Origin of the sequence: Archangium sp., assembly GCF_036277355.1 — a bacterium.
Classification (GTDB): Bacteria; Myxococcota; Myxococcia; order Myxococcales; family Myxococcaceae; genus Archangium.
Genome location: NZ_DASUNC010000148.1, coordinates 108,412 through 130,958, shown reverse-complemented (window position 1 = coordinate 130,958; position 22,547 = coordinate 108,412). Strand labels below are relative to the sequence as shown.

Genomic DNA, 22,547 nt, shown 5'->3' with positions numbered 1-22,547 from the left:
CCGCCCACGCAGTGGCCCTGCTACTACGGCATCGACACGCCGAGCCGGCAGGAGCTGATCGCCTCCAGCCACAGCGTGGAGGAGATCGCCCGCTACGTGACGGCGGACACGCTGGGCTACATCTCCATGGAGGGCCTGGGCAGCGCGGTGGGAGACAAGGAGCGCACCACCTTCTGCACGGCCTGCTTCTCCGGCAAGTACCTGACGGGCAACCTCAATCCGAGTGCCCCCTCAGCCGAGTCCAGCCCGAAGCTCGCCAGCGCCTGAGCCGCACCCGCCCCTGAACGGGGCGGGTGGCAAACCGAGGACGCTCAGCGCCCGAGCTGGATGTTCTCCAGGACTCCGAGCGCGTCGGGGATGAGCACGGCCGCGGAGTAGTACGTACTGACGAGATAGGACGAGACCGCCTTCTCGTTGACGCCCATGTGCCGCACGGACAGGCCCGGCTCGACCTCGTCCGGGATGCCCGTCTGGCGCAGCCCGACGACGCCCTGATCATCCTTCCCCGTGCGGAGCACGAGAATGGAGGTCGTGCCGTACTCGGAGATGGGAATCTTGTCGCAGGGCAGCAGCGGCACGTTGCGCCAGCCGATGAACTTCCGGCCCTCCACCTCGACGGTGGGCGGGTAGAGCCCACGCCGGGTGCACTCCTGCCCGAACGCGGCGATGGCCCTCGGGTGCGCCAGGAAGAACCGTGACTTCTTGCGCCGGCTGAGCAGCTCGTCCAGGTCATCGGGCGTGGGCGGCCCGCTGCGCGCGTGGATGCGCTGCTTCAGGTCCGCGTTGTGCAACAGCCCGAAGTCCCGGTTGTTGATCATCTCGTTCTCCTGCGCCTCGCGCAGGGCCTCGATGGTCAACCGGACCTGCTCCCCCACCTGGTTCATCGGACCGTTGTAGATGTCCGCGACGCGGTTATGCACCCGGAGCAGGGTCTGCGCCAGGCTCAGCTCGTACTCGCGGGGCTTGAGGTCGTAGTCGACGAACGTCCCCGGCAGCTCCGGCTCGCCGCGGTGTCCCGCTGCGAGCTGGATGGCGGCCTGTCCCGCCTTGTCCTGCGGCTTGCTCAACCGCTCCTTGAGCCGATCCACATGCGCCGACAGCACCGGGGACTGTTTGATCAGCTCCTCGAACACCCGCTGCGGCAGCATCATCACCGTGCACGGGGTGAGCGCCTTGACCGTGAACTTCCACTGGTCGTTCGCCTCCACCACCGACATGTCCCCCCAGTGATCGCCATCGGCGAGCACCTCGAGCAGGACCTCGTCGCCATACTGGCCCCGGCCCACCTTCTGGGCCCGGCCATGGGCGAGCAGCACCACGTGCTCGGCGGGCTGACCCGCCTCGACGATGCGCTCGCCCGGCTTGAACTCCCGCTGCACGAACCGCGACGCCAGGGCGGACAGCACCTCGGCATCCTCGACCTCGCGCAGCAGGGGCAGCTCGCGCAGCTCCTGGGGGATGACCTCCACCCGGGCGCCGATGTTCGCGAAGCTGAGGCGCCCATCACCCACGGAGTAGGTCAGCCGCCGGTTGACGCGGTACACGCCACCCGGCACCTCGACCCAGGGCAGCATGCGCAGCAGCCACCGGGGCGTGATTCCCAACATCTGCGGCCGCGACTTGGTCGTCGTCGCCAACTGACGGGCCGCGTCCGTCCCCAGGCTCATCTGCCGCTGTTCCGCTTCACCACCACCACTGCCCGTGTTCATCGTATTCGCCATGAGCTGTGCCTCAGCTGTGTCTCTGGACTGCCTCGGAGCGCCCGCGCGCTAGACGCGGCCGATCTCCACGCTCTCGAGGATGCCGAGCGCGTCGGGGATGAGCACCGCCGTGGAGAAGTAGGTGCTGACGAGGTAGGACATGACCGCCTTGTCGTTGATGCCCATGAACCGCACGTTCAGGCTGGGCTCGACCTCGTCGGGGATGCCGGCCTGGTGCAGGCCCACGACGCCCTGGTTCTCCGCGCCCGTGCGCATCAGCATGATGGAGCTGGTGCGCGACTCGCTGATGGGAATCTTGTTGCAGGGGAAGATGGGGATGCCGCGCCAGGCGGTGACCGCGCGGCCGTTCACGTCGATGCTGCCCGGGTACACGCCCCGGCGGTTGCACTCCTGGCCGAACGCGGCGATGGCCCGCGGATGCGCCAGGAAGAAGGACGGATCCTTCCACACGGTGGCCAGCAGCTCGTCCATGTCATCCGGCGTCGGCGGACCGCTGCGGGTGTGGATGCGCTGCTTGAGGTCCGCGTTGTGCAGCAGGCCGAACTCCCGGTTGTTGACGAGCTCGTGCTCCTTGCGCTCCTTCAGCGCCTCGACGGTCAGACGCAGCTGCTCCTCGACCTGGTTCATCGGATCGTTGAACAGGTCGGCCACGCGCGTGTGGACCTGCAGCACCGTCTGCGCGACGCTCAGCTCGTACTCGCGGGGCGACGTCTCGTAGTCCACGTAGGTGCCCGGCAGCACGGGCTCGCCGTGGTGGCCGGCGGCCAGCTCGATGTCCGCCTGGCCCGACGAATCCTGCTTCTTCTTGGCGAGCGCCTTGAAGTCCTCGATGTGCTTCTGCAGCGTCGGGGACTGGGCGAGCACCGCCTCGAACGCGGACTGCTGGAGGGACAGCACGGTGACCGGGGTGACGGCCTTGGCCGTGAACTTCCACGGGTCGTTCGACTCCAGCAGCACCTCGTAGCTGTAGTGGTCGCCATCGGCCAGCACCGCGAGCACCGTCTGCTCGCCGTACTTGCTGGTGCCGATCTTGTTCACCTTGCCGTGGGCGATGAGGACGATGGAGTCGGCCTCCGTGCCGGCCTGGGTGATGACCTCACCGGCCTTGTACTCCTTCTGCTCGAAGCGGCTGGCCAGGGCCTGCAGCACCTCGGGGTCCTCGAAGCCGCGCAGCAGCGGCAGCTCCTGGAGCTCCTGGGGGATGGCCTGCACCCGCGCACCGGTGCTGGTGAAGGACACGCGGCCATCGCCCACGTTGTAGCTCAGGCGCCGGTTGAGCCGGAACACGCCGCCGTTGACCTGCACCCAGGGCAGCAGCTTGAGGAGCCACCGGGTGGAGATGCCCTGCATCTGCGGGGCGGACTTGGTCGTCGTCGCCAGCTGGCGCGCCGCTTCCGTCCCAAGGCTCATCTGCTGCTTCCGGGCTTCCTCAATCAGCTTCTCGATATTCGCCATGACCTACCTCTTTCCTTCCGTCTGAAGACCACGATCCTTTTCACGGCCGGTCTGCCCGGCCCGATTTCCACCCAGCAGGGACGCGATGCGCGCCGCCGAAGTCCCCAGCCCCGTGGGGCCCCGGAGGTGGTGCAGGTACCGCCCGGGCGTCCGGCTGCGGCGCAGCTCGAACTCCTTGTAGCGGTCCACCGTCTGGTGCCAGATGAGCACGCCGGCCATCCACTGCTGGAGCTGCTCGACGTAGGCGTGCAGCCGCTCCTGCGCCTTCCCGTCCAGCCCGAAGTGGGTGATGAGGGTGGGCAGCTCGGTCTTGATGAGGTGCTCGAACTGGCGCATCCGCGCGGTCATCAGGTCGTTGACGACCTCGACGCTCCGCGCCTTGTCCAGGTCGAGGAAGCGCTGCACCACCAGCACGCCGTTGTGGAGCTCCCCCTCGAACTCGATCTCCTTCTGGTAGGAGAAGACGTCGTTGGTGAGGCAGGCGTAGTCGGCGGCCGAGTTCTCCAACGCGCGCATCGTCCGGGTGCGGAAGAGCTCGGCCGGAAGCCCGTGCCCCTGGGCCAGCCGGCACAGGCTCATCGTGAGATCCGAGCCGAACGTCTTGCGGCGCATCTCCACGTAGTCCACCGGATCCGGCACCCGGTTCTGCATCTGATTGGCCAGCTCCCACAACCAGCTCTCCGTCATGTCCTGGATGGCCTTGCGGAAGTGATTGCGCGCCTCGGCGGACATGGGGCCGGCGGTGCGAGCCCACAAATCCGCCAGGCCCTTCTCCACCGGGTTGGTGGGGACGGTGGTGGGGGTGGCGGGGTCGTCCGGCATGAACGCGGACAGCCGGGCGTTGAAGACCTTCGCGCCCGCCATGTCGCCTCTGTAGCCGTAGAGCGCCGGGAAGTAATCGTCCGCGTAGGTGCCCCACACGAGCCAGCAGGCCGTGATATCCAACTGAGGGCCCGTCGCCGCCGGGTGGATCAACGCCCCACACAGGGCCACGTCAGCGACATCGAAGATGTGGTCATTCCAGATGCACGCGCCCGGAAGGCCTGGCAGGGATTCCAGCATTCCCATCCGGCGCGCCCACTCCTTGGAGCTGCGCCGCGCGGCGTCCAGGTGCGAGTTCTGCCGTGTCGAGTACGGCATGTAGAACCGCGGCAGCTTGACCGGGCCCACGGCCGTGAAAGGAACGTGGGTGTAGCTCTTGATCCGTCCCAGTCCCAGGCCACCCGGCGTCAGGTGGAGCCTCGCGAACGAGGTCCCCAGGCCCGTGGGGCCCAGAGGCAGGCCACCCAGCGCGTGCCCCGCGTTGTTGGCGCCCTTGTTCATGTAGCGGCTCGAGCGCATGTGCCACTCGTGGCCGCCGGACTGCCAGTCCTGGAGTCCCCGGATGTACGAGAGGACGTGCGTCCGCTCGATGGGGTTGAGGCCGAACTCCTCGAAGAGCGGGGGCAGCTCCGTCAGGGCGGTGTTCTCGAACTGCTGCAACCGCGACGTGAGGATGTCGTTGGTCAGCTCCGCGGCGCGCGGCGGGTCCACGTTCAGGAAGCGCTCGAGGACCAGGACGCAGTTGGAGAGCTCGCCCTCCTCCAGGATTTCCCGCTCGTAGGAGAACAGGTCGTTGCGCAGGTGCACCGCATCGGAGAACGTGTCCTTGAGGACGCGCATCGGACGGGAGTCGGCGATACGGGCCGGCACCTCGGCGAAGACGGCGTGCTCCACGAGATCCGCCGACCAGGGCGCCCCGCCCACCTTGCGGCGCATCTCGATGTACTCGATGGGATTGGCGACCCGCTTCTCGCTGATATTGGCCAGCTCCCACATCGACTCGTCGAGCAGGTTCTTGGTGCTCTCGAAGAACCGGCGCCGCCACTCCACGGACTTCGTGGGCACCGTGCGCGCCCACAAGTCCGCCAGGCCCCGCTCCACCGGATTCGTGGGCTGCGGCGGCGCGACGGAGAGGTCCACCGGCATGAACGCTGGCAACCTGTCGAGATAGGCCTTCGCGCCCGTCAAATCCTTGGAGCGTTTGTAGACCTCGAGGAAGTGGTCATCGAAATAGAAAACCCAGACATACCAGTCCGTGACCAGGTCGAGCTCGGGGCCAGGACACTCGGGATGGGTGTACGCGCACAGCAGCGCGTAATCCATGGCATCGAACTTCGCCTCATCCCAGACATCGGGCGTCCCGTCCTTGGGCTCCAGGATGCCCATCTCACGCGCCCACGCCTTCGAGTGCACCCGGGCACCCTCGAGATGGGGATTCAGGCGCGCCGGCCAGGGGACATAGAAATCTGGCAATTGAAAGGGTTGTTTGGCTTGCGCCGAAGTCATGGTTGCACCTTGTCGAAAGCCCAGCGTTTGTAGTGCCAGACAGACAACACTCCAGTTTTTTCCTGTCAGGAGATGCGGATTTCCCATACCGGGTCCGTCCGCACCAGATTCTCATGGCGCGAGACGGATCCGGCTCATCTCGTCATTTGTAATGCAAGGAATTGAGACCGGGATCTCAATGAAAACTACGGTGAGGCGGTCATGCCCTCACCCATGTGCGGCAAGGCCTGGAGGGAGCGCAGCAGCCCACCGAGCACCTCGTCGAGCGTGGTCCAGCCGCGCACCATGTGAAGGGGGTCCTCGACCATTCCCAGGAGCATCGGCACCTCGGCCGCGGGCGTGTGCTCCTCCAGGCGGATGGGCCGGCCGAGCAGCCGCGCCAGCGTGTCCGCGACCTCGAGCGGGCTGTACTCCACCGGCCCCGCCAGCTCCACCACGCGCCGGCCCAGCGTGGGCTCGCGCAGCAACCGCGCCGCCACCTCGCCCACGTCGCGCGTCGCCACCATGTGCATCCGCCGGTCCGCGGGGCCGAGGAAGCAGGGCATCACGCCCGAGTCCACCACCGCCCGCAGCCCCTGCCCCCAGTTCTCCATGAAGTATGCCGAGCGGAGGATCGTCATCGGCGTGCCCCGCGAGCCCAGCTCCCGCTCCGCGAGGTTCAGCGTCTTCACGAGGCCCGTCCCGCCCTCGTGCTGCGCGCCCATCGCCGAGAGCAGCACGAAGTGCGGCAGCCCGCTCTCCTCCACCGCCCGCGCCATCGCGTCCACCACCGGCCCGCGGGCCTCCATCACCCCGGTGCTCGCGGGCCTGGGCGGCGGCACCATCAGGTAGGCCCCCTGAGCGCCCACCATCGCCACGGCCAGCGCGGAGACGTCGCGCAGGTCCGCCCGCACGACCTCGGCGCCCCACCGCCGCCACGGCTCCGCCCTGGCCTCATCCCGGAGGACGACCCGGACCCGCTGCCCCTGCTTCAGCAGCGTCCGCGCCACCACGGCCCCTGTATGCCCCGATGCTCCCGTCACCACGAACATGACCGCCTCCATGAGCAAGGCCCATGCCGGGCCCGGCGCGGAGCGTCTCCCGAGGGAGCGCATCACGCGTGGGCCGGTGAACGGGCCCGCGGCACGTCCATGACGCGTCAGTGGACACGTCAATGACGTGTCAACCGCGGGCGGCTCAGAGCGTCTCGGCCCCGAGCGCACGCACCACGATGCGCTCCTGCCGGAAACGGCGCTCCAGCTCCTCGCGGTAGCCGCTCCACCACTCCCGGTCGAGCCGCTCCACCATCACCTCGAAGAGCAGCCACGCCCCCGAAGCCGGGGACTGGAGGAAGGCGGTGACACCCCCGAAGTGCTCGGTGAGCTCGGTGCGGACCTTCTCGAAGTCCGCCCGGGGGAACGCGCGCCGCTCGTTGTCACGCAGGGGCAACAGGAACTGGACGAGGTGCATGTCCTAGGAGCGCGAGGGCGTGTTCGGATCGAAGCCGATGGGAGGCGTCACCTCGTGGTCCTGGAACTTCGCGCTGTCCATGCGGGCCTCGGACAGGGCATCCGTGCCCATGTCCAGCCGGTCGGTCGCCTGCAGCACCTCGCCCAGACTGGCCTTCCGCAGCTGGTCCCTGTCCAGGGAGAGGAGGATGTCATCCCCCTCGATGGTCTCCACGGAGCGGAAGGGGACCCGGTAGTCCTTGGCGTAGAAGATGCCCTTCTCCACCACGAAGGCGTCATCCGCCAGGCCGATCACCTTGCCCAACCGGTGTCCGTCCCTGCTCTTCACATCCATGCCGACCCGAACATCCATCCGCTGCGCCATCGCTCGCTCCTGCCGCGGTGAGAAAATGGAGGCGGCCGGGTCCTCCCCGGTCACCCCTCCGGGCGGAAGATGCGAATCATGACGGCTTCGGACAGCGGGGCCTCGCCCCCTCGCCTACCGGGCGCCCGCGCGAGGCGCCCGGCCAGGCTGCTCCGGAGGGGTCAAGGAGCGGAGCGGCGGCGGCGCGCCAGCAGCGGAGCGAGCGTGCCCAGCAGCAGCCAGGCCGCATCCGGCGTGAGGCCCGAGGTGCAGCCGCACCCGGAGCTCCCCCCCGCCGCGGCGACCTTCACGGTGAAGGAGCAGCTGGCCCGGTTGCCCGAGGCGTCGGTGGCGACGACCTCCACGCGGTTGTTGCCCACGGGGAAGGTGGCACCGGACGCCGTGCTGTAGGTGAGGGTGACGTCCGAGACGTTGTCCGTCGCCTGCGCGGCCGGGTAGTTGACCACCGCGCCCGCGTTGCGGGTGGCGGTCGTCTCCACATCCGCCGGGCAGAGCAGCGAGGGCGCCACGGAGTCCTTCACCGTCACCTTGAAGGAGCAGGTGTTGGTGTTGCCCGCCGCGTCGGTGGCCGTGGCGGTCACCTCGGTCTCCTTCACGGCGAAGGCCGTCCCGGACTCCTGGCTGTAGCTCACCGTGGGGGCCGCCGCGCCCTCATCCGCCGCCGTCGCGGGGGTGTAGTTCACCGTGGCGCCCGAGCGGCCCGTGGCCTCCACCGTCACGTTCGCCGGGCAGGTGATGGCCGGCGGCGTGCAATCGAGGGGAATCGAGGGGACCACCGCGTACGGCTCGCGCCCGGACGTGGCGTCCTCGGCGGAGAGGTAGAGGGTGCCGCCCGTGAACGTCAGGGACTGAGGATCGCTGGCCGTCAGGTTGCCCACCTCCCGGGTCCCCGCATCCGTCCCATCGCTCACCCACAGCCTGGCGCTGGGGCCGTCCCCCACCACGAAGAAGAGCACCGGGCCCGCCGCCGTCAGCTGCCGCGGATTCGAGCTCTCGCCGCCCGCGAGGATGTCCTTCACGCGCACCGTGCCCGCCGCCGTCCCATCGCTCTTCCACAGCTCCACGCCACTCGCGCCGTCATTCGCGGTGAAGTAGAGCGTCCCACCCACGGCGGTGAGGTTCTCCGGGAAGGACTCCGGGGCTCCGCTCCAGATGTCCTTCACGCGCACCGAGCCCGCGTCCGTCCCGTCGCTCACCCACAGCTCGGTGCCCGCCGCCGCGTCCTGCAGGCGGAAGAAGAGCTTGCCGCCCACGGCCACCAGGCTCTCGGGGGAGCCGGCCGTGCTCACGGCGTTGATGTCCTTCACGCGCACCGTGCCCGCCTCCGTGCCGTCGCTCTTCCACAGGTCGTTGACCAGCGTGCCGTTATTGGCCGTGAAGAAGACGGTCGTGCCCACCACCGTCACCTCACCGATGCTGGCACCGCCGGCTCCCGGCGCCAGCTCCTTGACGAGCTGCGTGCCGGCCTCCGTCCCGTCGCTCTTCCACAGTTCGGTGCCACGGGTGCCGTCATCGGCGGCGAAGTAGAGGGTATTGCCCACGACCCGCAGCGTTCCCGGGGAGATGGAGCCCCGGATACCGGGGTTGATGTCCTTGACGAGCCGGGTACCGGCGAACGTTCCATCCGAGACCCACAACTCGCGGCCCTCCGTATGGTTGGTGGCGGTGAGATAGGCCTTCCCGCCCATCGTGATGATCTGCGTCGTGCCACCCGACTCCAGCCCCTCGCCAATCTCCCGGACCATCACCGTGCCGGCCGCCGTCCCGTCGCTCTTCCACAGCTCCACGCCGTGCTCGCCGTCATCCGCGGTGAACAGGAGCGTCCCGTTCAGATCCGTCAGCAGGTCGGGAATCGAGTCTCCCAGCGGGTTGATGTTCTTCACGCGCGCCGTACCGGCCGCCGTCCCGTCACTCTTCCACAGCTCGATGTCGCTGGACTCGCCCGCCGGGGCGCCATTGGCGGAGAAGTAGAGCGTGGAGCCGATCCGCTGGAAGAAGGCCGGCGACGAGCCGGTGTCCCCCTCGGACACGTCCTTGATGAGCGTCGCGGGACGGCACCCCGGGGCCGGAGTGGCCTGCGCATGGGCCGGCAGGTAACTCCCCCCCGCCAGCGCGAACGCCAGCAGCCACGACCAATCCATGGAACGATGAGGCATCTGCATTCTTCCTTCCGAAGCGGGGTGCGCCCAGCGCCGGGACACACGCCCAAAAAAAACAGGGGACGCGGGCTCGAGCGCCTCGCGTCCCCTGCATGAAACCCTGTTACGCCTCGGATTGCATCACCGGGAGGGCCACCGGCACCCTCCCGGTCCCTCGGCGGGACGAGCCGTGATTACAGCTCCGACAGGTCGTAGTACTCGGCCGACGCCTGGTCGTGGTTGCTCACACCACCCACCGCGAGCACCGTGCCGTTCTTCAGCAGGGTGGCGGTGTGCTTGTAGCGGTCCACGTTCATGGCGGCCGTCTTGCTCCACGTGCCCGTGGCCGGGTCGTAGAGGTCCGACGCCGTCTGGATACCGGTGTACTGGTGGTAACCACCGGCCACCAGCACGCGGCCATCCGGCAGCAGGTTGGCGGTGTGGAACCGGCGCGGCGAGAGCATGCTGCCCGTGGCCGACCAGGTGTTGGTCGCCGGATCATACAGCTCGGCCGAGGCGCTCAGCGCGATGTCCAGGCCCGAGCCACCCGCGACCAGCACCTTGCCGTTGTTGAGCAGGGTGGCGGTGTGCGAGGAGCGGCCCGTGCCCATGGAGGCCACCGTGCTCCACCTGCCCGTGGCCGGGTCATACATCTCCGCGGAGGAGATGAGGCCGTCGGCGGCGTCGCTCCCACCCGTCACCAGCACCTTGCCGTTGGGCAGCAGGGTCATGGTGTGGAAGGCGCGGGCCGTGTTCAGGCTGCCCGTGTAGGACCAGGTGTTGGTGGCCGGGTCATACAGCTCGGAGGAGGCCAGGGTGCCGCTGTCGTACTCACCCGTGCGGCCACCGGCCACGAGGACCTTGCCGTTGGGGAGCAGGACGGCGGAGTGGTAGTAGCGCTGGGTGTTGAGGATGCCCGCGGGCCTCCACTTGCCCGTGGCCGGGACGTAGACCTCGGCCGTGGCGTTGGTGATGGGGCACACGCCGCCGCCCGCGATGAGCACGCGGCCATCCTGCAGCTTGGTGGCCGTGTGGCCGCGGTGCGAGCCCAGGGTGTTGCCCGTGGCGGACCAGGTCTTGGTCTCCGGGTTGTACAGCTCCGAGGTGGTGTTGAAGCCACCGGCCACCAGCACCTTGCCGTCGTCCAGCAGGGTGGCGGTGTGGAGCAGGCGCGGCAGGGCCATGCTGCCCGTGAGGATCCACCCGCCGCAGGTGCCCGTGGCGTCCGCGACGACCGTGACCGTGCGGTAGGCGGTGCCCACGTTGCCGGCCGCGTCCCTCGCCGAGTACGTCAGGGTGTAGGTGCCCGGCGACCTGGTGTTGACGGTGCCGGAGACGGTCACCGAGGAGGACAGGTCACCGAAGCACACGTCCGTGGCCGTGGCGCCCGCCTCGACGTACGGGGTGCGGCACTCCACCGTCACGGAGGAGTAACCGGCCAGGGCGACGACGGGGGCCTGGGTGTCGGCCACCGTCACCGAGTTGGTGCAGGTGGAGACGTTGCCGAAGTAGTCCGTCGCCTTGTGCGTCACGGTGGTGGTGCCCAGCGGGAAGCTGCCGGCGCCCGGGGTGCTCGTCACGGTCGGGATGCCGCAGTTGTCGGAGCTGGTCGCCTCGCCGGGGTTGGCGCTGGCGGCGCCACCGACGCACTCGGCCGTCACGCTGGCCGGGCACGAGATGGACGGAGCGCTGTTGTCGACGACGGTCACCATCGCGGAGCAGGTGGACTTCAGGCCCGTCCGGTCGGTGCAGGTCAGCGTCACGCCGGTGCCGCCAGGACCGAAGGAGGACGTGGACTGCGTGCAGCCCACCAGGTCGCCGTCCGGATCGTACGAGCCGTTGTCCACGGAGCCGGTGGCGCCGCAGGTGGCGTTGGCCGACAGCGTCAGGTCCTTGCAGAGGGCCACGGGGGGACGGTTGATGACGGAGAGGGTGCAGGAGGCGCTGCAGGAGCCGGCGCCGTTGAGGGCGCCGTTGTCGCACTGCTCGCCGGGGTTCACCACACCGTCACCGCACCAGTTCAGGCGGCACGTGGAGGAGCAGGGGGTGCCGGGCTTGCCGTTGTTGGCGCCGGTGTCGCACTGCTCGGGGTACTGCTGCACGCCGTCGCCGCAGTTCACCGGCGCCGCGCCGCGCACCAGGATGTAGGGCACACCGTGTGAGCCGTCCGCGAAGTCCTTGGAGCCCGGGAAGCGCGAGCCGTACGCCGGGTCCCGCGCGATGGCCAGCGGGGTGAAGTTGGCCTCGGGGTAGGTGTCGAAGGCCTCGTGCACGGAGCAGCTCCAGTTGGAGAGGATGCTGTCCGTCAGACCCGACAGGGCCGGGTGGCTGGCCACGATGTGGGCGTCGTTGTAGCAGCCCACGCCCGTCACGGTGAAGGTACCGAACGGCTGCATGATGGGCAGCGGCGTCTTGGGCGCGGCGCCGTCGTAGTAGCAGCTCAGGTTGATGTACATGCCCGTCTTGCCTTCCTGAGCGGCGGCGAACTTGACGGAGTTGTTGGTGAGCACGCCACCGTCCCGGGTCTTGTGGAACACGGGGTCGGTGCCGACGAGGATGACGTTACCGTCCACCACGGGGCCCCAGACGTTGCGGTTGGCCACGGCGGCGGCGATCAGGCTCACGCCACTGCACGTGTTGTCGCCCAGGATGAGGGCGCGGTAGGTGGCGAAGTCCGCGGAGGTCTTCGCGGCCCAGGCGGCGTCGGTGGCGAGCTCCACCGTGTAGCCCAGGGCCCGGGCGGCCGCGGCCTCGAGGCTGCTGGTGCCACCGGTCACCGTGTTGGCCAGGATGAGCACCTTGTTGGTGCTGCCCACGCCCTGAGCGCGCACGCTCACCGCGGACGGGGCCACTTCCGGCTTCGCGCTGTCCGCGTCCGACGGCAGCTCACCGCCGCAGGCCGCGATGAGCAGCGCGCTCATCGCCATCAGCATCCGGGCCCGGATGCCGCTACAGGTCCTCTTGAAGGTTTCAGTTTGCATTCGTCCCCCCTCTTCTTTCGTTCAGGCGCATTACGTTCTCCGTTGGAGACCGGCCTGCGGCCAGGAACGGTGAAGTCGCCCTCACCGCTTCGCATTCGGCAGTGCGCTCCTGGCTTCGTACCTACGATTGCAGGACCGTCATTGGACTTTTACACCATGTCCACCCGGGAAATGAATCACTCTTTTAAGTGAATCAATCCGCAAAGCCCGGCGATAACGGGTATTTGCTGGAATCACGACCCTTGACGCATGTGGCATGAAAACATTCATGTCACGCTTTGAAGCAGGGCCTCGGCGCGGCGGACATCCCGCTCCAGTTCTGCCACGCGGGCCTGACGCTGGGAGTCGGAGGAGAAGGGCACGCGCGCCAGCTCCTCCCGAGCGGCGCGGGCCACGCGGGCCACGCCGTCCCGGGCGATGACGCCCACCGCGAAGGCCTCCAGCGCCGCACCGACATAGGTGTCGAAGAAGAAGACGCGTCTGGCGCGCCACGTCATCCGGACGGACTCGGGGGTTTCCACCACGTCGTGGATGAACACGGCCCGCACCGACTCCGGGTGCTCTGTGAGCATTCTCTCACCAAAGGCGACATCCCCCTGCCCGCTGTCGCCGGTGAAGACAAAGCCATACTCGGGGTAGAGCTGGAGGTAGCGGCTGAAGTTCTCGAACTTCATGGCGGCGATGCGCGCGTTGCCCAGCAGGTGGGTGAATGCCCCCGAGAGCATCACCGCGGACGACACGCCGTGCTCACGCAGCGTGGCCAGGGTCCGGTCCTCGATGAGGCCGAGCGGATCCTGCGGACGCGCGCTGATGAAGGTGAGGTCCCCCTCGCGCCCGGGGATGACGCCCGGCCCCCGGTCCAGCTCGCGGTAGAACTGGAGCACCCCCGGGTACACCGTCTTCGGCGGGTAGCGCGTGTCCTTCCAGTTGGCCAGGAAGGTGTCGTCGATGTCGCTCAACACCTTGTTCTCGCCACTCGGGGCGGCCACGGCCTCCCGCTGGATGTGTGTGAGGATGTCCTGCCGGATGCGCGCGTCGTCCACATCTTCGAAGACGAGCTGCTGCAGATCGTGGGAGTTGCCGCGGCCATCGAGCAGGTTCTTGAACTCGGAGAGCTCGCGGCCGCGCAGCCCGAGGAAGAGGGCACGCACCATGCGCTCGGCCAGGCCGGGGGTCTGTCCCGTCTGGAGCGCGGTGACGAGCGCGGCGCGGACGGGCAGGCCCAGCTCGGGTGCCCGCTGCACGCACAGCAGCTCCAACAGCGCGGTGAGGTTGTCCGGGCCCACCACCCGGTCATCCACGTCCCCGAACAAGGCGTCCAGGTCCACGTTGAGGAGCAGGTGGTTGAGCTCGGCGGCGGTAGCGCCGATGAACAACTCGAGGATGCGCCGCTCCTCGGCGCGGCCGGTGTGACCGGTCATCAAGGAGCGGAGCGACTGGAGCTTCCGGGCAGCGGCGTTCAGGTCCACGCGGCCAGCCTACCGCGAACCCCCCTCTCCACCGCCAGGGGTGCCACCGGGAGCGCCGGGACCCTGGGGCTGCGCGGTCTGTGCTCCCGGCCCGCCGGGTGCGCCGGGTCCGGAGATCGCCACATACGTCCCGGGGCCTCCGGGGGCGCCAGGGCCGGCGAGCCCCGGGCTCACGCCAGGGCCCACCGGTGAGGGGTAACCCGCGACCGGCATGGGAGCCATCGGCGCGTACATATAGAGGTACGCGGGCACGAGGACGGGGACCATCGCCGGCATCTGCGGAACGGCCATGGGCACCGCCCCCGGCACGCCCGCAGGCCCCAGGGAGAGCGAGCTCAAGGGCACCTCGGTCAGGTCCCCCGCTTCTCCCAGCCGCTCCAGCTTCACCGCCGCGCCCGTCGCCGAGTCCACCGTCAGCAGGTACCTCGTCTGCTTCGACATCTCCCCTCCCATCGTTGTCAGTGGGCTCTCGCGAGCCGCTCCGTCCGCAGTCCTTCCGGAAGCATCGCCAGCGTCACCAGCAGCGAGCCCAGACTGGCGATGATGCCCCGTTCCAGCAGCCGGGACAGTTCCTGCTCCAGCGCCCCGGCATTCGAGACACCGGTGGCCTCGGCCGCCGTCCGCAGCGCCTGCTCGCGCGAGACGGGCGCATCACACGCCAGCAGCAGCGACACCGTGGCCTCCGCGAGACGCTCGCTGGCCGGCGTGTGGTTGAAGCGGCTGTCCACGAGCACGAAGCCTCCCCGCCAGTGCGGCCTCACGGCGAGCTCTCCGTTCTCCCGCCGCCGGTGACGCTCCTGCCACTGGAGGATGAAGGACTGGAGCTCCGCGCCCCGCGCCAGCACCTCGTCGAAGCGGGGGTGCTCGTAGTCGAAGTAATAGGCCAGCGCGTGGAGCGTCTCCTCCGGCAGCGAGAAGACGTGCCGGTAGGCCGGCATGGGACGGATGCGCGTGAAGCCCTGCTCCCGCCAGCCCGAGTGGTTGGGGCTGAAGCGGTCCATGCGGATGGGCGAGCAGATGTCCGGGGGCCGCAGGTGCCCCATCTTCTGGAGGAGCGCGAGCGTGCGCGCGTAGTCCTCCACGTCCTCGCGGGGGAAGCCGTAGATGACGTTCCAGAGCGAGTCCACGCCCAGCTCCTGGCACCAGCGCAGCAGCGCCACGTTCTGCGCGCCCGACACGCCCTTGCGCATCACCTTGAGCGTCCCGTCCGCCAGCGTCTCCACACCGGCCTGCACCCGGGTGATGCCCGCATCGCGCAGCAGCCGCACCTGCCGGCGTTTGAGATTGGATTTGATCTCGAAGAACTTCTCCGTGCGCACCGGCTGGCCCGCCCAGTGGGGCAGCAGGTCCTTGAAGTAGTCCATCGCCAGGATGTTGTCGGCGTACTGCACGGGCGTGGCGCCATGGCGCCGGCCCACCTCCTCCAGCTCGTCCACCACGCGCCGCCAGCTCTTGCGGCGGAACGTCATCGCCTCGCCGTTGAGGCCGCAGAAGGTGCAGTGCGAGTGCTCGCCCCACCAGCACCCCCGCGAGGCCTCCAGCGGCAGCCACATCCCCGCCGCCAGCTCCGGCGCGCTCGTGCGCACCAGGTGGAAGAAGTCCTCGTAGTCGGGCGTCGGCAGCGCGTCGAGGTGGGCGTAGCCGGGCTCCTTGCGCCGCGGTGACTCGCGCACCTCGCCGCCCTCCCGGTAGAGGAAGCCCGGAGGGACCTCGCCGCGGCCCTCGCGCAGGTGCTCGCAGAGCTGGGGAAACGAGACGTCCGCCTCGCCCGTGGCCACGTAGTCGAGGAAGCCGTACTGCTCCATGTACTGCCGGCCCATCCCCGCCTCGAAGTTGGCGCCGCCCGCCACCAGCTTCACCTTCGGGTAGCGCTCGCGAATCATCCGCGCCAGGCACAGCGAGGGCATCGTCTGCTCGAAGGTGCTGGTGAAGCCCACCAGGTCGTACTGGCTCCAGTCGCAGGACTCGAAGGCGAGGCGCAGGAACATCGGCGCCAGCTCCTCCAATGCCCAGACATGCCCGCGCAGCGCGGGCGGCATGCCCCACACCGGATGATCCAACACCTCGCGTGCGTAGGCCTCCCGCGCGCCCTCGCGCCGCCCGTGGAAGGCCTGTGCGAAGGCCCACTCCCCGGCCAGCGCCGTCATCGGCGCCTCGTGGCAGAAGAAGCGGTAGGACTCCGCTCCCAGCATCTTCCAGAGGGTGACGTTGAAGTACTTCGTCTGGCACTCGATGCCCCGCGCCTTCACCGCGGCCTGGAGCAGCCCCGCGGCGAGACTCGGGCGGTGGACCGCCGCCAGCGGCATCACGACCAGCGCGACCTTCATGGGCCGCACAGCATAGATGACCCCGTGCTCTTCGAGGACTGGTGACCACCCGCCCGGCGTACTGCCGTGGCGTGGCTCACGTGCTCCCCGAGCGGTGGGGGCTGGGGTTCGGACAGGACCCCCGCACGTTCATCGGAAGTGGAATTCCACCCACAACGTTTCCCTTCGGCCATTTGGCGTACGCGCCGTGCATGAAACGTCGCCTGGGGCTCTCCTCCCAGATGGCGTGTGGCAGAATCCGCCACGGCTCCCCCCCGGCGTCTGGAATGGCACCGATGACCTCATCTGGTAGCGAGCGGCTCATCGTCGGCCGCTACAAGCTGCTGCGGTCCATCACCCCCGTGGGGCGGGACGAGACGTACGAGGCGCTCGACGTGGAGCGCCAGCAGCACGTGACGGTGCGGCTGGTCCGCACGGACAAGGGAGACCCGGAGTCGCTGGAGCGCCTCGAGCACGAGCTGCACCGGGCCCGGGACGTGGTGAGTCCCCACGTGCAGCGCATCCTGGAGGTCGGCCGCCACCATGACGAGGCGTCCGGCGTGGAGCTGCCCTTCCTCGCCACGGAGCTGCTCGAGGGCGAGAGCCTGGAGGAGCGGCTGCGCCAGCACGGCCCGCTGAGCCCCCAGGAGGCCCTGCCCCTGGCGCGCCAGCTCTGCGAGGGGCTGGCCACACTGCACGACGCGGGCCTCGTCCATGGAGATCTCCGCAGCGCGCGGGTGATGCTCATCTCCGCGCCGGAGGGGACGCGCGCCGTGCTCGCCGCGCCCGCGTGGGGCTGGGAGACCGTCAACCCACCGGCCACCGCGCCCCACCTCTCGCCCGAGCGGCAGAAGGGCTCCGCTCCCACGAGCGCCTCGGACCTCTACTCGCTGGGACTCGTGCTGCTCGAGCTGCTCGCGGGAGCGCTGTCCTCGCCGGACTCCGAGACACGGGTCCTGCTCGAGCTGCTGCGCCGGGGCGCGTCGTCCTCGGAGCGGCTGGGCCTGCCCCACCGCTGGGAGGTGGTCATCCGCCGCTGCATGGACCCGCTGCCACGCAAGCGCTTCTCCAGCGCCCGCGAGGTGGTGCGCACGCTCGTGCAACCCAGCGGGGTGCCCCGTCCGCTCGACGAGCCGAGCGTCGCCATCCGCACCGTGCTGCTGTTGGACCTCACCGACAGCACCCGGCTCGTCGAGTCCCTGGGCGATGCCCAGGCCGCCGAGCTCTTCGCCCGGCATGATCAACTGGCCCGCGAACTGCTGCACGTGCACGGCGGGCAGGAGATCGACAAGACCGACGGCTTCCTGCTGCTCTTCGAGCGGCCCGTGGACGCCACCCGCTACGCGCTCGCCTACCATGAGCGGCTCGCCCTGCTGTCACGGGAGCAGGGCGTGAAGCTCCAGGCGCGCGCGGGCATCCACCTGGGCGAGGTGGTGCTGCGCGAGAACCCGCCCCACCTGGTGGCCCAGGGCGCCAAGCCCGTGGACGTGGAGGGGCTCACCAAGCTGATCGCCGCGCGCATCATGCCGCTGGCCCATGGCGGGCAGACGTTGATGACACGCGCCGCCTTCGACATCGCCCGCCGCGCCGTCGTGGGCACCAGCGGGACGGGACCCGGGCTGGCCTGGCGCGCCCATGGCTTCTACCTGCTGGCCGGCGTGGAGGAGCCGGTGGAGGTGTGCGAGGTGGGCGTGGTGGGAAGGGCGCCGCTGGTGGCGCCCCAGGACACGGCCAAGGCCCGGCGCATCACCCTCTCGAGCCCCTCGCTGCCCGCCATCCCCACGATTCCCGGGCGGCCCGAGCGCAGCCGCCGGGTGTCCGCGGTGCTGCTCGTGCTGGGCGCGCTCGTGCTCGCCGCGCTGGGCGGCTACGCGGCGCGGACGTGGCGCCTGCCGCCTTCCGTTGCCGACGGGGAGACCCGGCAGGCGAAGCCACGCCGCTCGGTGGCGGTGCTCGGCTTCAAGAACCTCTCCGGACGCGCCGAGGTCTCCTGGCTGTCCACGGCCTTCTCCGAGATGCTCACCGCCGAGCTCGCCGTCCGGGAGGACCTCCGCCTGGTGTCGGGCGAGACCGTCGTGCGCATGAAGCGCGAGCTGTCCCTCGCCGACAACGAGAGCCTCGCGAAGGACACGCTCGGCCGCATCCGCACGCACCTCGGCGTGGACCTGGTGGTGCTCGGCTCCTACCTGGCGATGACGGAGGACATGGGAGGCCGGCTCAGCCTCGTCCTCCGGCTGCAGGACGCCTCCACCGGCGAGGAGGTGGCCATGCTCCGGGAGAACGGGACACATGGGGAGATCATCGAGCTCGTCGCACGCATGGGTGACCAGCTCCGGGCGAGACTCGGCCCGATGGCGGACGCCGGGCGCACCACGGGCGCGCTGCCCGCCAACGCCACCGCGCTGCGCCTCTACTCCGAGGGCCTCGCCCGGCTGCGCGCCTCCGAGCCCCTGAAGGCCAAGGACTTCTTCACCCAGGCCATCGCCTCGGACCCCCGCTTCGCCCTGGCCCACTCCGCCCTCGCGGAGACCTGGGCGGTGCTCGGCTACGACACGCGCGCGCTCGAGGCCGCCAGCCGCGCGCTCGCGCTCGCCAAGGGCCTGTCCCGCGAGGAGCAGCTGCTGGTGGAGGGCCGCCTCCACGAGATGGAGAAGGACTGGGCCCGGGCGGTGGACAGCTACCGCACCCTCTCCACCCTCTTCCCCGATGACCTGGACCACGGCCTGCGGCTCGCCAGCGCCCAGGCCTCGGGCGGCCAGGGGCGTGACGCGCTCGCCACCCTCGCGGCGCTGCGCCAGATGGCCGCGCCCGCCTCCGAGGACGAGCGCATCGACCTCGCCGAGGCCCAGGTGCGCCACAGCCTCTCCGACTACAAGGGCGTGCTGCCCCTGGCCGCGCGGGCGGTGCGCAAGGGCACGGAGCGGGGCTCGCGCCTGCTCGTGGGCCGCGCCCGGCTGGCGCAGTGCAACGCGCTGCTGCGGCTGGGCAACCACACGGACGCCACCGCCGCCTGCCAGCAGGCCCTGCGCATCTTCGTCGACGCCGGAGACCCGCGCTCCGAGGGCGACACGCTCAACCGCCTGGCCAACGTCGCCTACGAGGAGGGCAACTACGAGGAGGCCAAGCGCGTCTTCTCCGAGGCGCTGCGCATCTGGAAGGACATCAACCACCGGAGCGGCGTGGCCCTGGCGCTGCAGAACATCGCCGACACCCTGCTCATGCAGGGCGAGCTGGCCCAGGCCGAGCCCCTCTTCGAGCAGGCGCTCGCCATCGAGCGGGAGATCAACGACCGGCGCAACCAGGGGCTGACGCTCAGCAACCTGGCGCAGCTGCGGTTGATGCGCGGCAACGTGGCCCGGGCGCGCGAGCCCGCGGAGGAGGGCGTGCGCCTGAGCCGCGAGACGGGCTACCGCTATGCCCTGCAGGTGGGGCTGTGGACGCTGGGCAACCTCGCGCTGGAGGAGGGCCACTTGGACGAGGCCCGGCGGCACTACGCGGAGGGGCTCTCCCTGTCGAGGCAGACGCACGACGACCGCTATACCGCCTACCTCCTCCAGGGCTCCGGGCTGGTGGCGCTGCTGGAGGGAGACCTGGTGCACGCGCGCGCCCGGTACGAGGAGGCGCTGGGCCTACGCCTCGAATTGGAGGGCCGCAGCGAGGTGGCCGAGACGCAGGTGGCGCTCGGGCTGCTGGCGGTGGAGGAAGGCAGGCCAGAGGCCGCGCTGGAGCCCCTGGAGGCGGCGGTGGAGACGCTGCGCGGCCTGGGGCTGCCGGATGGAGAGGCCCAGGCCCACACCGCGCTGGCCCTGGTGCACCTGGCGCGCAACCAGCCCGCCCTGGCGCGTGAGGCGAGCACCCGGGCGCAGACCCTCGCGGCCCGGAGCCAGCATGTGCAGACGCGGCTCTTCTCGGCGCTGGTGGCGGCGCGGGTGCTCACCGCGGAAGGCAGACCCGGCGAGGCGGTGAAGCGGCTGGAGGCGGTGCTCGCCGAGACGCGGCGCGCCGGGCTCGTCCCCCTGGAGTACGAGACCCGGCTGGCGCTCGCCGAGGCGGAGCGGGCGTGGGGCCGGCTCCCCCTGGCCTGGCAGCGGCTGAAGGTGCTGGAGGAAGAGGCCCGGACGCGCGGGCTCACCGGCTTCGCCCGCGGGGCCGAGGCCCTCGGGACAGCCCTCAGGGGCGGGGGCCCCCGCGAGGCAGCTCCACGGTGAAGGTCGCGCCCTCGCCCGGGCGGCTGTCCACGCTCACCCGTCCGCCGAGCGCCTCGATGATCTGCCGGCTGATGTAGAGCCCCAGGCCCAGGCCCCCGTAGTGCCGGACACTCACCGCGCGCTCGAAGCGCCCGAAGAGCCGCGGCAGGGCCTCGGCGGCGATGCCGATGCCCTCGTCCCTCACGGTGAGCCGGGCCTGCTCCCGGTCCGCCTCCACGGTGACGGTGATGGGCTGGCCCTGCCCGTACTTGGCCGCGTTGGTGAGCAGGTTGACGATGACCTGATCCAACCGGAGCGCGTCCCACCGGCCCACCACCGGCCCCCGGGCCTGGAGCGTCACGGTGCAGCCGGCCTGGGCGAACACCTCGCGCAACCGCTCCAGGGCCTCGCGCACGGCGAGGGTGAGGTCCACCTCGGACAGCTCCAGGCTGATGCGCCCGGTGGCGATGCGGCTCACGTCCAGCAGCGTGGTGACGAGACTGGAGAGCCGATCCACCTGGCGGTGCGCCCCATCCACCTTGCCACCGAGCCGCGCCCGCGACTCCGGGCTCATGAGCCGCGCGATGAGGGAGAGCTGCAGCCGCAGCGAGGTGAGGGGCGTCTTCAGCTCGTGGCTGGCGATGGAGAGGAACTCGTCGCGCAGGCGGATGGCCTCCTGGGCCTCGCGGTACAGGCGTGCGTTGTCCACGTTGAGCGCGGCCCGGTGCGCGAGCTCCTCGGCCAGCAGCAGGTCCGCCTCGGTGTAGTGCCGGTGGCTCCCGGCCTGCAGCAGCGAAAGACAGCCGAGCACCCGGCCCCGCGCCACCAGCGGCACGCAGATGTACGAGCGGATGCCGAGATCCCGCATCATCGCCAGCACCGGAGAAGCCTGGGCGAGGGGGGCGAGCCGCTCGTCGGAGAAATCCGGAACCCAATCCGCCTGACCCGTGCGCAGCACCCTGCCCGCCCCATGCTCGGCGGCCAGACTGATGGGATGGCTACGGACGACCTCCCGTGCCAGCTCCAGCCGTCCGGGGTCCGCATGCGCCAGCGCCAGGTGCTCCACGCGGCCCTCGGTGGTGAGCATGTCCACCGCGCACAGGTCCGCGAGCTCGGGCACCACCAGCCGCGCCAGGCTCTCCATGGTGGTGGAGTAGTCGAGCGAGCCGGCCAGCAGCGTGCTGGCCTCGGAGAGGAAGCGCTGCCGCCACGCCACCGCCTCCAGCTCCCGCCGCGCGCGCACCTGCTCCTTCACGTGGGACTCGGCCTCGGCGCGCGCGGCCTGCTCCCGGTCGAAGAGCCGGGCCCGATCGAACGCGAGCGCGCCCTGGTGCGCCAGCGCCACCATGAAGCCGCGATCCGCCTCGTCGAAGGTCCGGGACTCGGCGAAGGCGAGCGTGATGGCGCCCAGGGACATGTCCTTGGCGCGCATGGGCACATAGGCGCCGGCATGGTTGGGGGAGGCCCGCACGAACTCCACCAGGTGCGGATAGCGGGCCTCGAAGTCCGCGAGCGAGCCCAACCACTCGGCCTCGCCGGAGCGGAAGGCCTGGGTGAGGGGCAGCTGCGCGTCGAGCGGGAGGCGCGCGTACTGGCGCATCAGCTCCTCGGGGACGCCTTCGCAGGCCACCATCCGCAACGCCTTGGCCTCGGGCTCCACCAGGCCCACCCAGCCCAGCGCGGCCCCCGTCGCCTCCTTGGCACCGCGCACGAGGACGGCGCCCACCTCCTCGGTGGAGACCGCCGCGGACAGCTTCGCCGTCATCTCCTGCAACAGCGAGAGCCGTTGGGCGCTCTTCTCCCGGGCCACCTGCGCTTGATGGCGCGTCGTCACGTCCCGGAGCAGCACCACCAGGAGGGAGCCGTGCGGCACCATGCTCGCCTCGAGCCAGACGCCCTGGGGGGCATAGAAGGCCTCGACGGTGATGGGGACACGCTCGGTCAGGGAGCGCTGGGCGGCCGCGCCCAGGGGCGTCTCGCGGAAGTCGGGAAACACCTCGCCCACGGGCCGTCCGAGCAACTGCTCGCGCGAGGCCCCGAGCACCCGCTCCGCCACGGTGTTGAGGTAGGTGAAGCGCCCGTCCGCGTCGAAGACCGTCACGCCCTCGGTGATGACATCCAGGAGGGACTCGGGGAGCGAGGCGTCCATC

General features: G+C 70.1%; 13 protein-coding genes and 1 pseudogene. 2 read left to right on the top strand and 12 right to left on the bottom strand.

The window, feature by feature from the left end; all coding sequences use genetic code 11:
* Nucleotides 1–267 (top strand): annotated as a pseudogene (locus VFZ09_RS37035) (amidophosphoribosyltransferase); the annotation flags it as partial.
* A gap of 44 nt (nucleotides 268–311) precedes the next feature.
* On the opposite strand, the gene VFZ09_RS37030 reads toward VFZ09_RS37035, so the two are convergent.
* From VFZ09_RS37030 to VFZ09_RS36980, 11 genes are all read right to left on the bottom strand, one after another.
* Complete coding sequence (locus VFZ09_RS37030; RefSeq protein ID WP_329732485.1) at nucleotides 312–1,721, bottom strand: family 2B encapsulin nanocompartment shell protein; 1,410 nt, start codon at nucleotides 1,719–1,721, stop codon at nucleotides 312–314.
* 48 nt (nucleotides 1,722–1,769) lie between these two features.
* Nucleotides 1,770–3,176 carry a family 2B encapsulin nanocompartment shell protein gene (locus tag VFZ09_RS37025; RefSeq protein ID WP_329732484.1) on the bottom strand — a complete coding sequence of 469 codons (1,407 nt, stop codon included), beginning with the start codon at nucleotides 3,174–3,176 and terminating at the stop codon, nucleotides 1,770–1,772.
* Between the two features lie 3 nt (nucleotides 3,177–3,179).
* The gene (locus VFZ09_RS37020) at nucleotides 3,180–5,504 is read right to left on the bottom strand and encodes a family 2 encapsulin nanocompartment cargo protein terpene cyclase (protein ID WP_329732483.1); all 2,325 of its coding nucleotides are present in this window, start codon (nucleotides 5,502–5,504) and stop codon (nucleotides 3,180–3,182) included.
* Between the two features lie 185 nt (nucleotides 5,505–5,689).
* The gene (locus tag VFZ09_RS37015) at nucleotides 5,690–6,535 is read right to left on the bottom strand and encodes an NAD(P)H-binding protein (RefSeq protein WP_329732482.1); all 846 of its coding nucleotides are present in this window, start codon (nucleotides 6,533–6,535) and stop codon (nucleotides 5,690–5,692) included.
* A gap of 145 nt (nucleotides 6,536–6,680) precedes the next feature.
* A complete protein-coding gene (locus tag VFZ09_RS37010) occupies nucleotides 6,681–6,953 on the bottom strand; it encodes a hypothetical protein (RefSeq protein ID WP_329732481.1) in 273 nt (90 codons plus the stop codon).
* 3 nt (nucleotides 6,954–6,956) lie between these two features.
* Entirely contained in the window at nucleotides 6,957–7,316 is a 360-nt protein-coding gene (locus tag VFZ09_RS37005) for a hypothetical protein (protein ID WP_329732480.1), read from the bottom strand.
* Nucleotides 7,317–7,477: 161 nt separating this feature from the next.
* On the bottom strand, nucleotides 7,478–9,472 hold the full coding sequence (locus tag VFZ09_RS37000; protein ID WP_329732479.1) for an ELWxxDGT repeat protein: 1,995 nt from the start codon (nucleotides 9,470–9,472) through the stop codon (nucleotides 7,478–7,480).
* 176 nt (nucleotides 9,473–9,648) lie between these two features.
* Nucleotides 9,649–12,435 carry a kelch repeat-containing protein gene (locus tag VFZ09_RS36995; RefSeq protein ID WP_329732478.1) on the bottom strand — a complete coding sequence of 929 codons (2,787 nt, stop codon included), beginning with the start codon at nucleotides 12,433–12,435 and terminating at the stop codon, nucleotides 9,649–9,651.
* A gap of 266 nt (nucleotides 12,436–12,701) precedes the next feature.
* Entirely contained in the window at nucleotides 12,702–13,904 is a 1,203-nt protein-coding gene (locus tag VFZ09_RS36990) for a phosphatase domain-containing protein (protein ID WP_329732477.1), read from the bottom strand.
* 9 nt (nucleotides 13,905–13,913) lie between these two features.
* Complete coding sequence (locus tag VFZ09_RS36985; RefSeq protein WP_329732476.1) at nucleotides 13,914–14,345, bottom strand: hypothetical protein; 432 nt, start codon at nucleotides 14,343–14,345, stop codon at nucleotides 13,914–13,916.
* A gap of 17 nt (nucleotides 14,346–14,362) precedes the next feature.
* The gene (locus VFZ09_RS36980) at nucleotides 14,363–16,231 is read right to left on the bottom strand and encodes a RiPP maturation radical SAM C-methyltransferase (RefSeq protein ID WP_329732475.1); all 1,869 of its coding nucleotides are present in this window, start codon (nucleotides 16,229–16,231) and stop codon (nucleotides 14,363–14,365) included.
* Between the two features lie 275 nt (nucleotides 16,232–16,506).
* On the opposite strand from VFZ09_RS36980, the gene VFZ09_RS36975 reads away from it, so the two are divergent.
* Nucleotides 16,507–20,418 carry a tetratricopeptide repeat protein gene (locus VFZ09_RS36975; protein ID WP_329732474.1) on the top strand — a complete coding sequence of 1,304 codons (3,912 nt, stop codon included), beginning with the start codon at nucleotides 16,507–16,509 and terminating at the stop codon, nucleotides 20,416–20,418.
* Here VFZ09_RS36975 and VFZ09_RS36970 read toward each other — a convergent pair.
* Nucleotides 20,381–22,546, bottom strand: coding sequence for an ATP-binding protein (locus VFZ09_RS36970; protein ID WP_329732473.1), 2,166 nt, complete (start codon nucleotides 22,544–22,546; stop codon nucleotides 20,381–20,383). The two genes, VFZ09_RS36975 and VFZ09_RS36970, sit on opposite strands and share 38 nt — an antisense overlap.
* Nucleotide 22,547 lies beyond the last annotated feature (1 nt).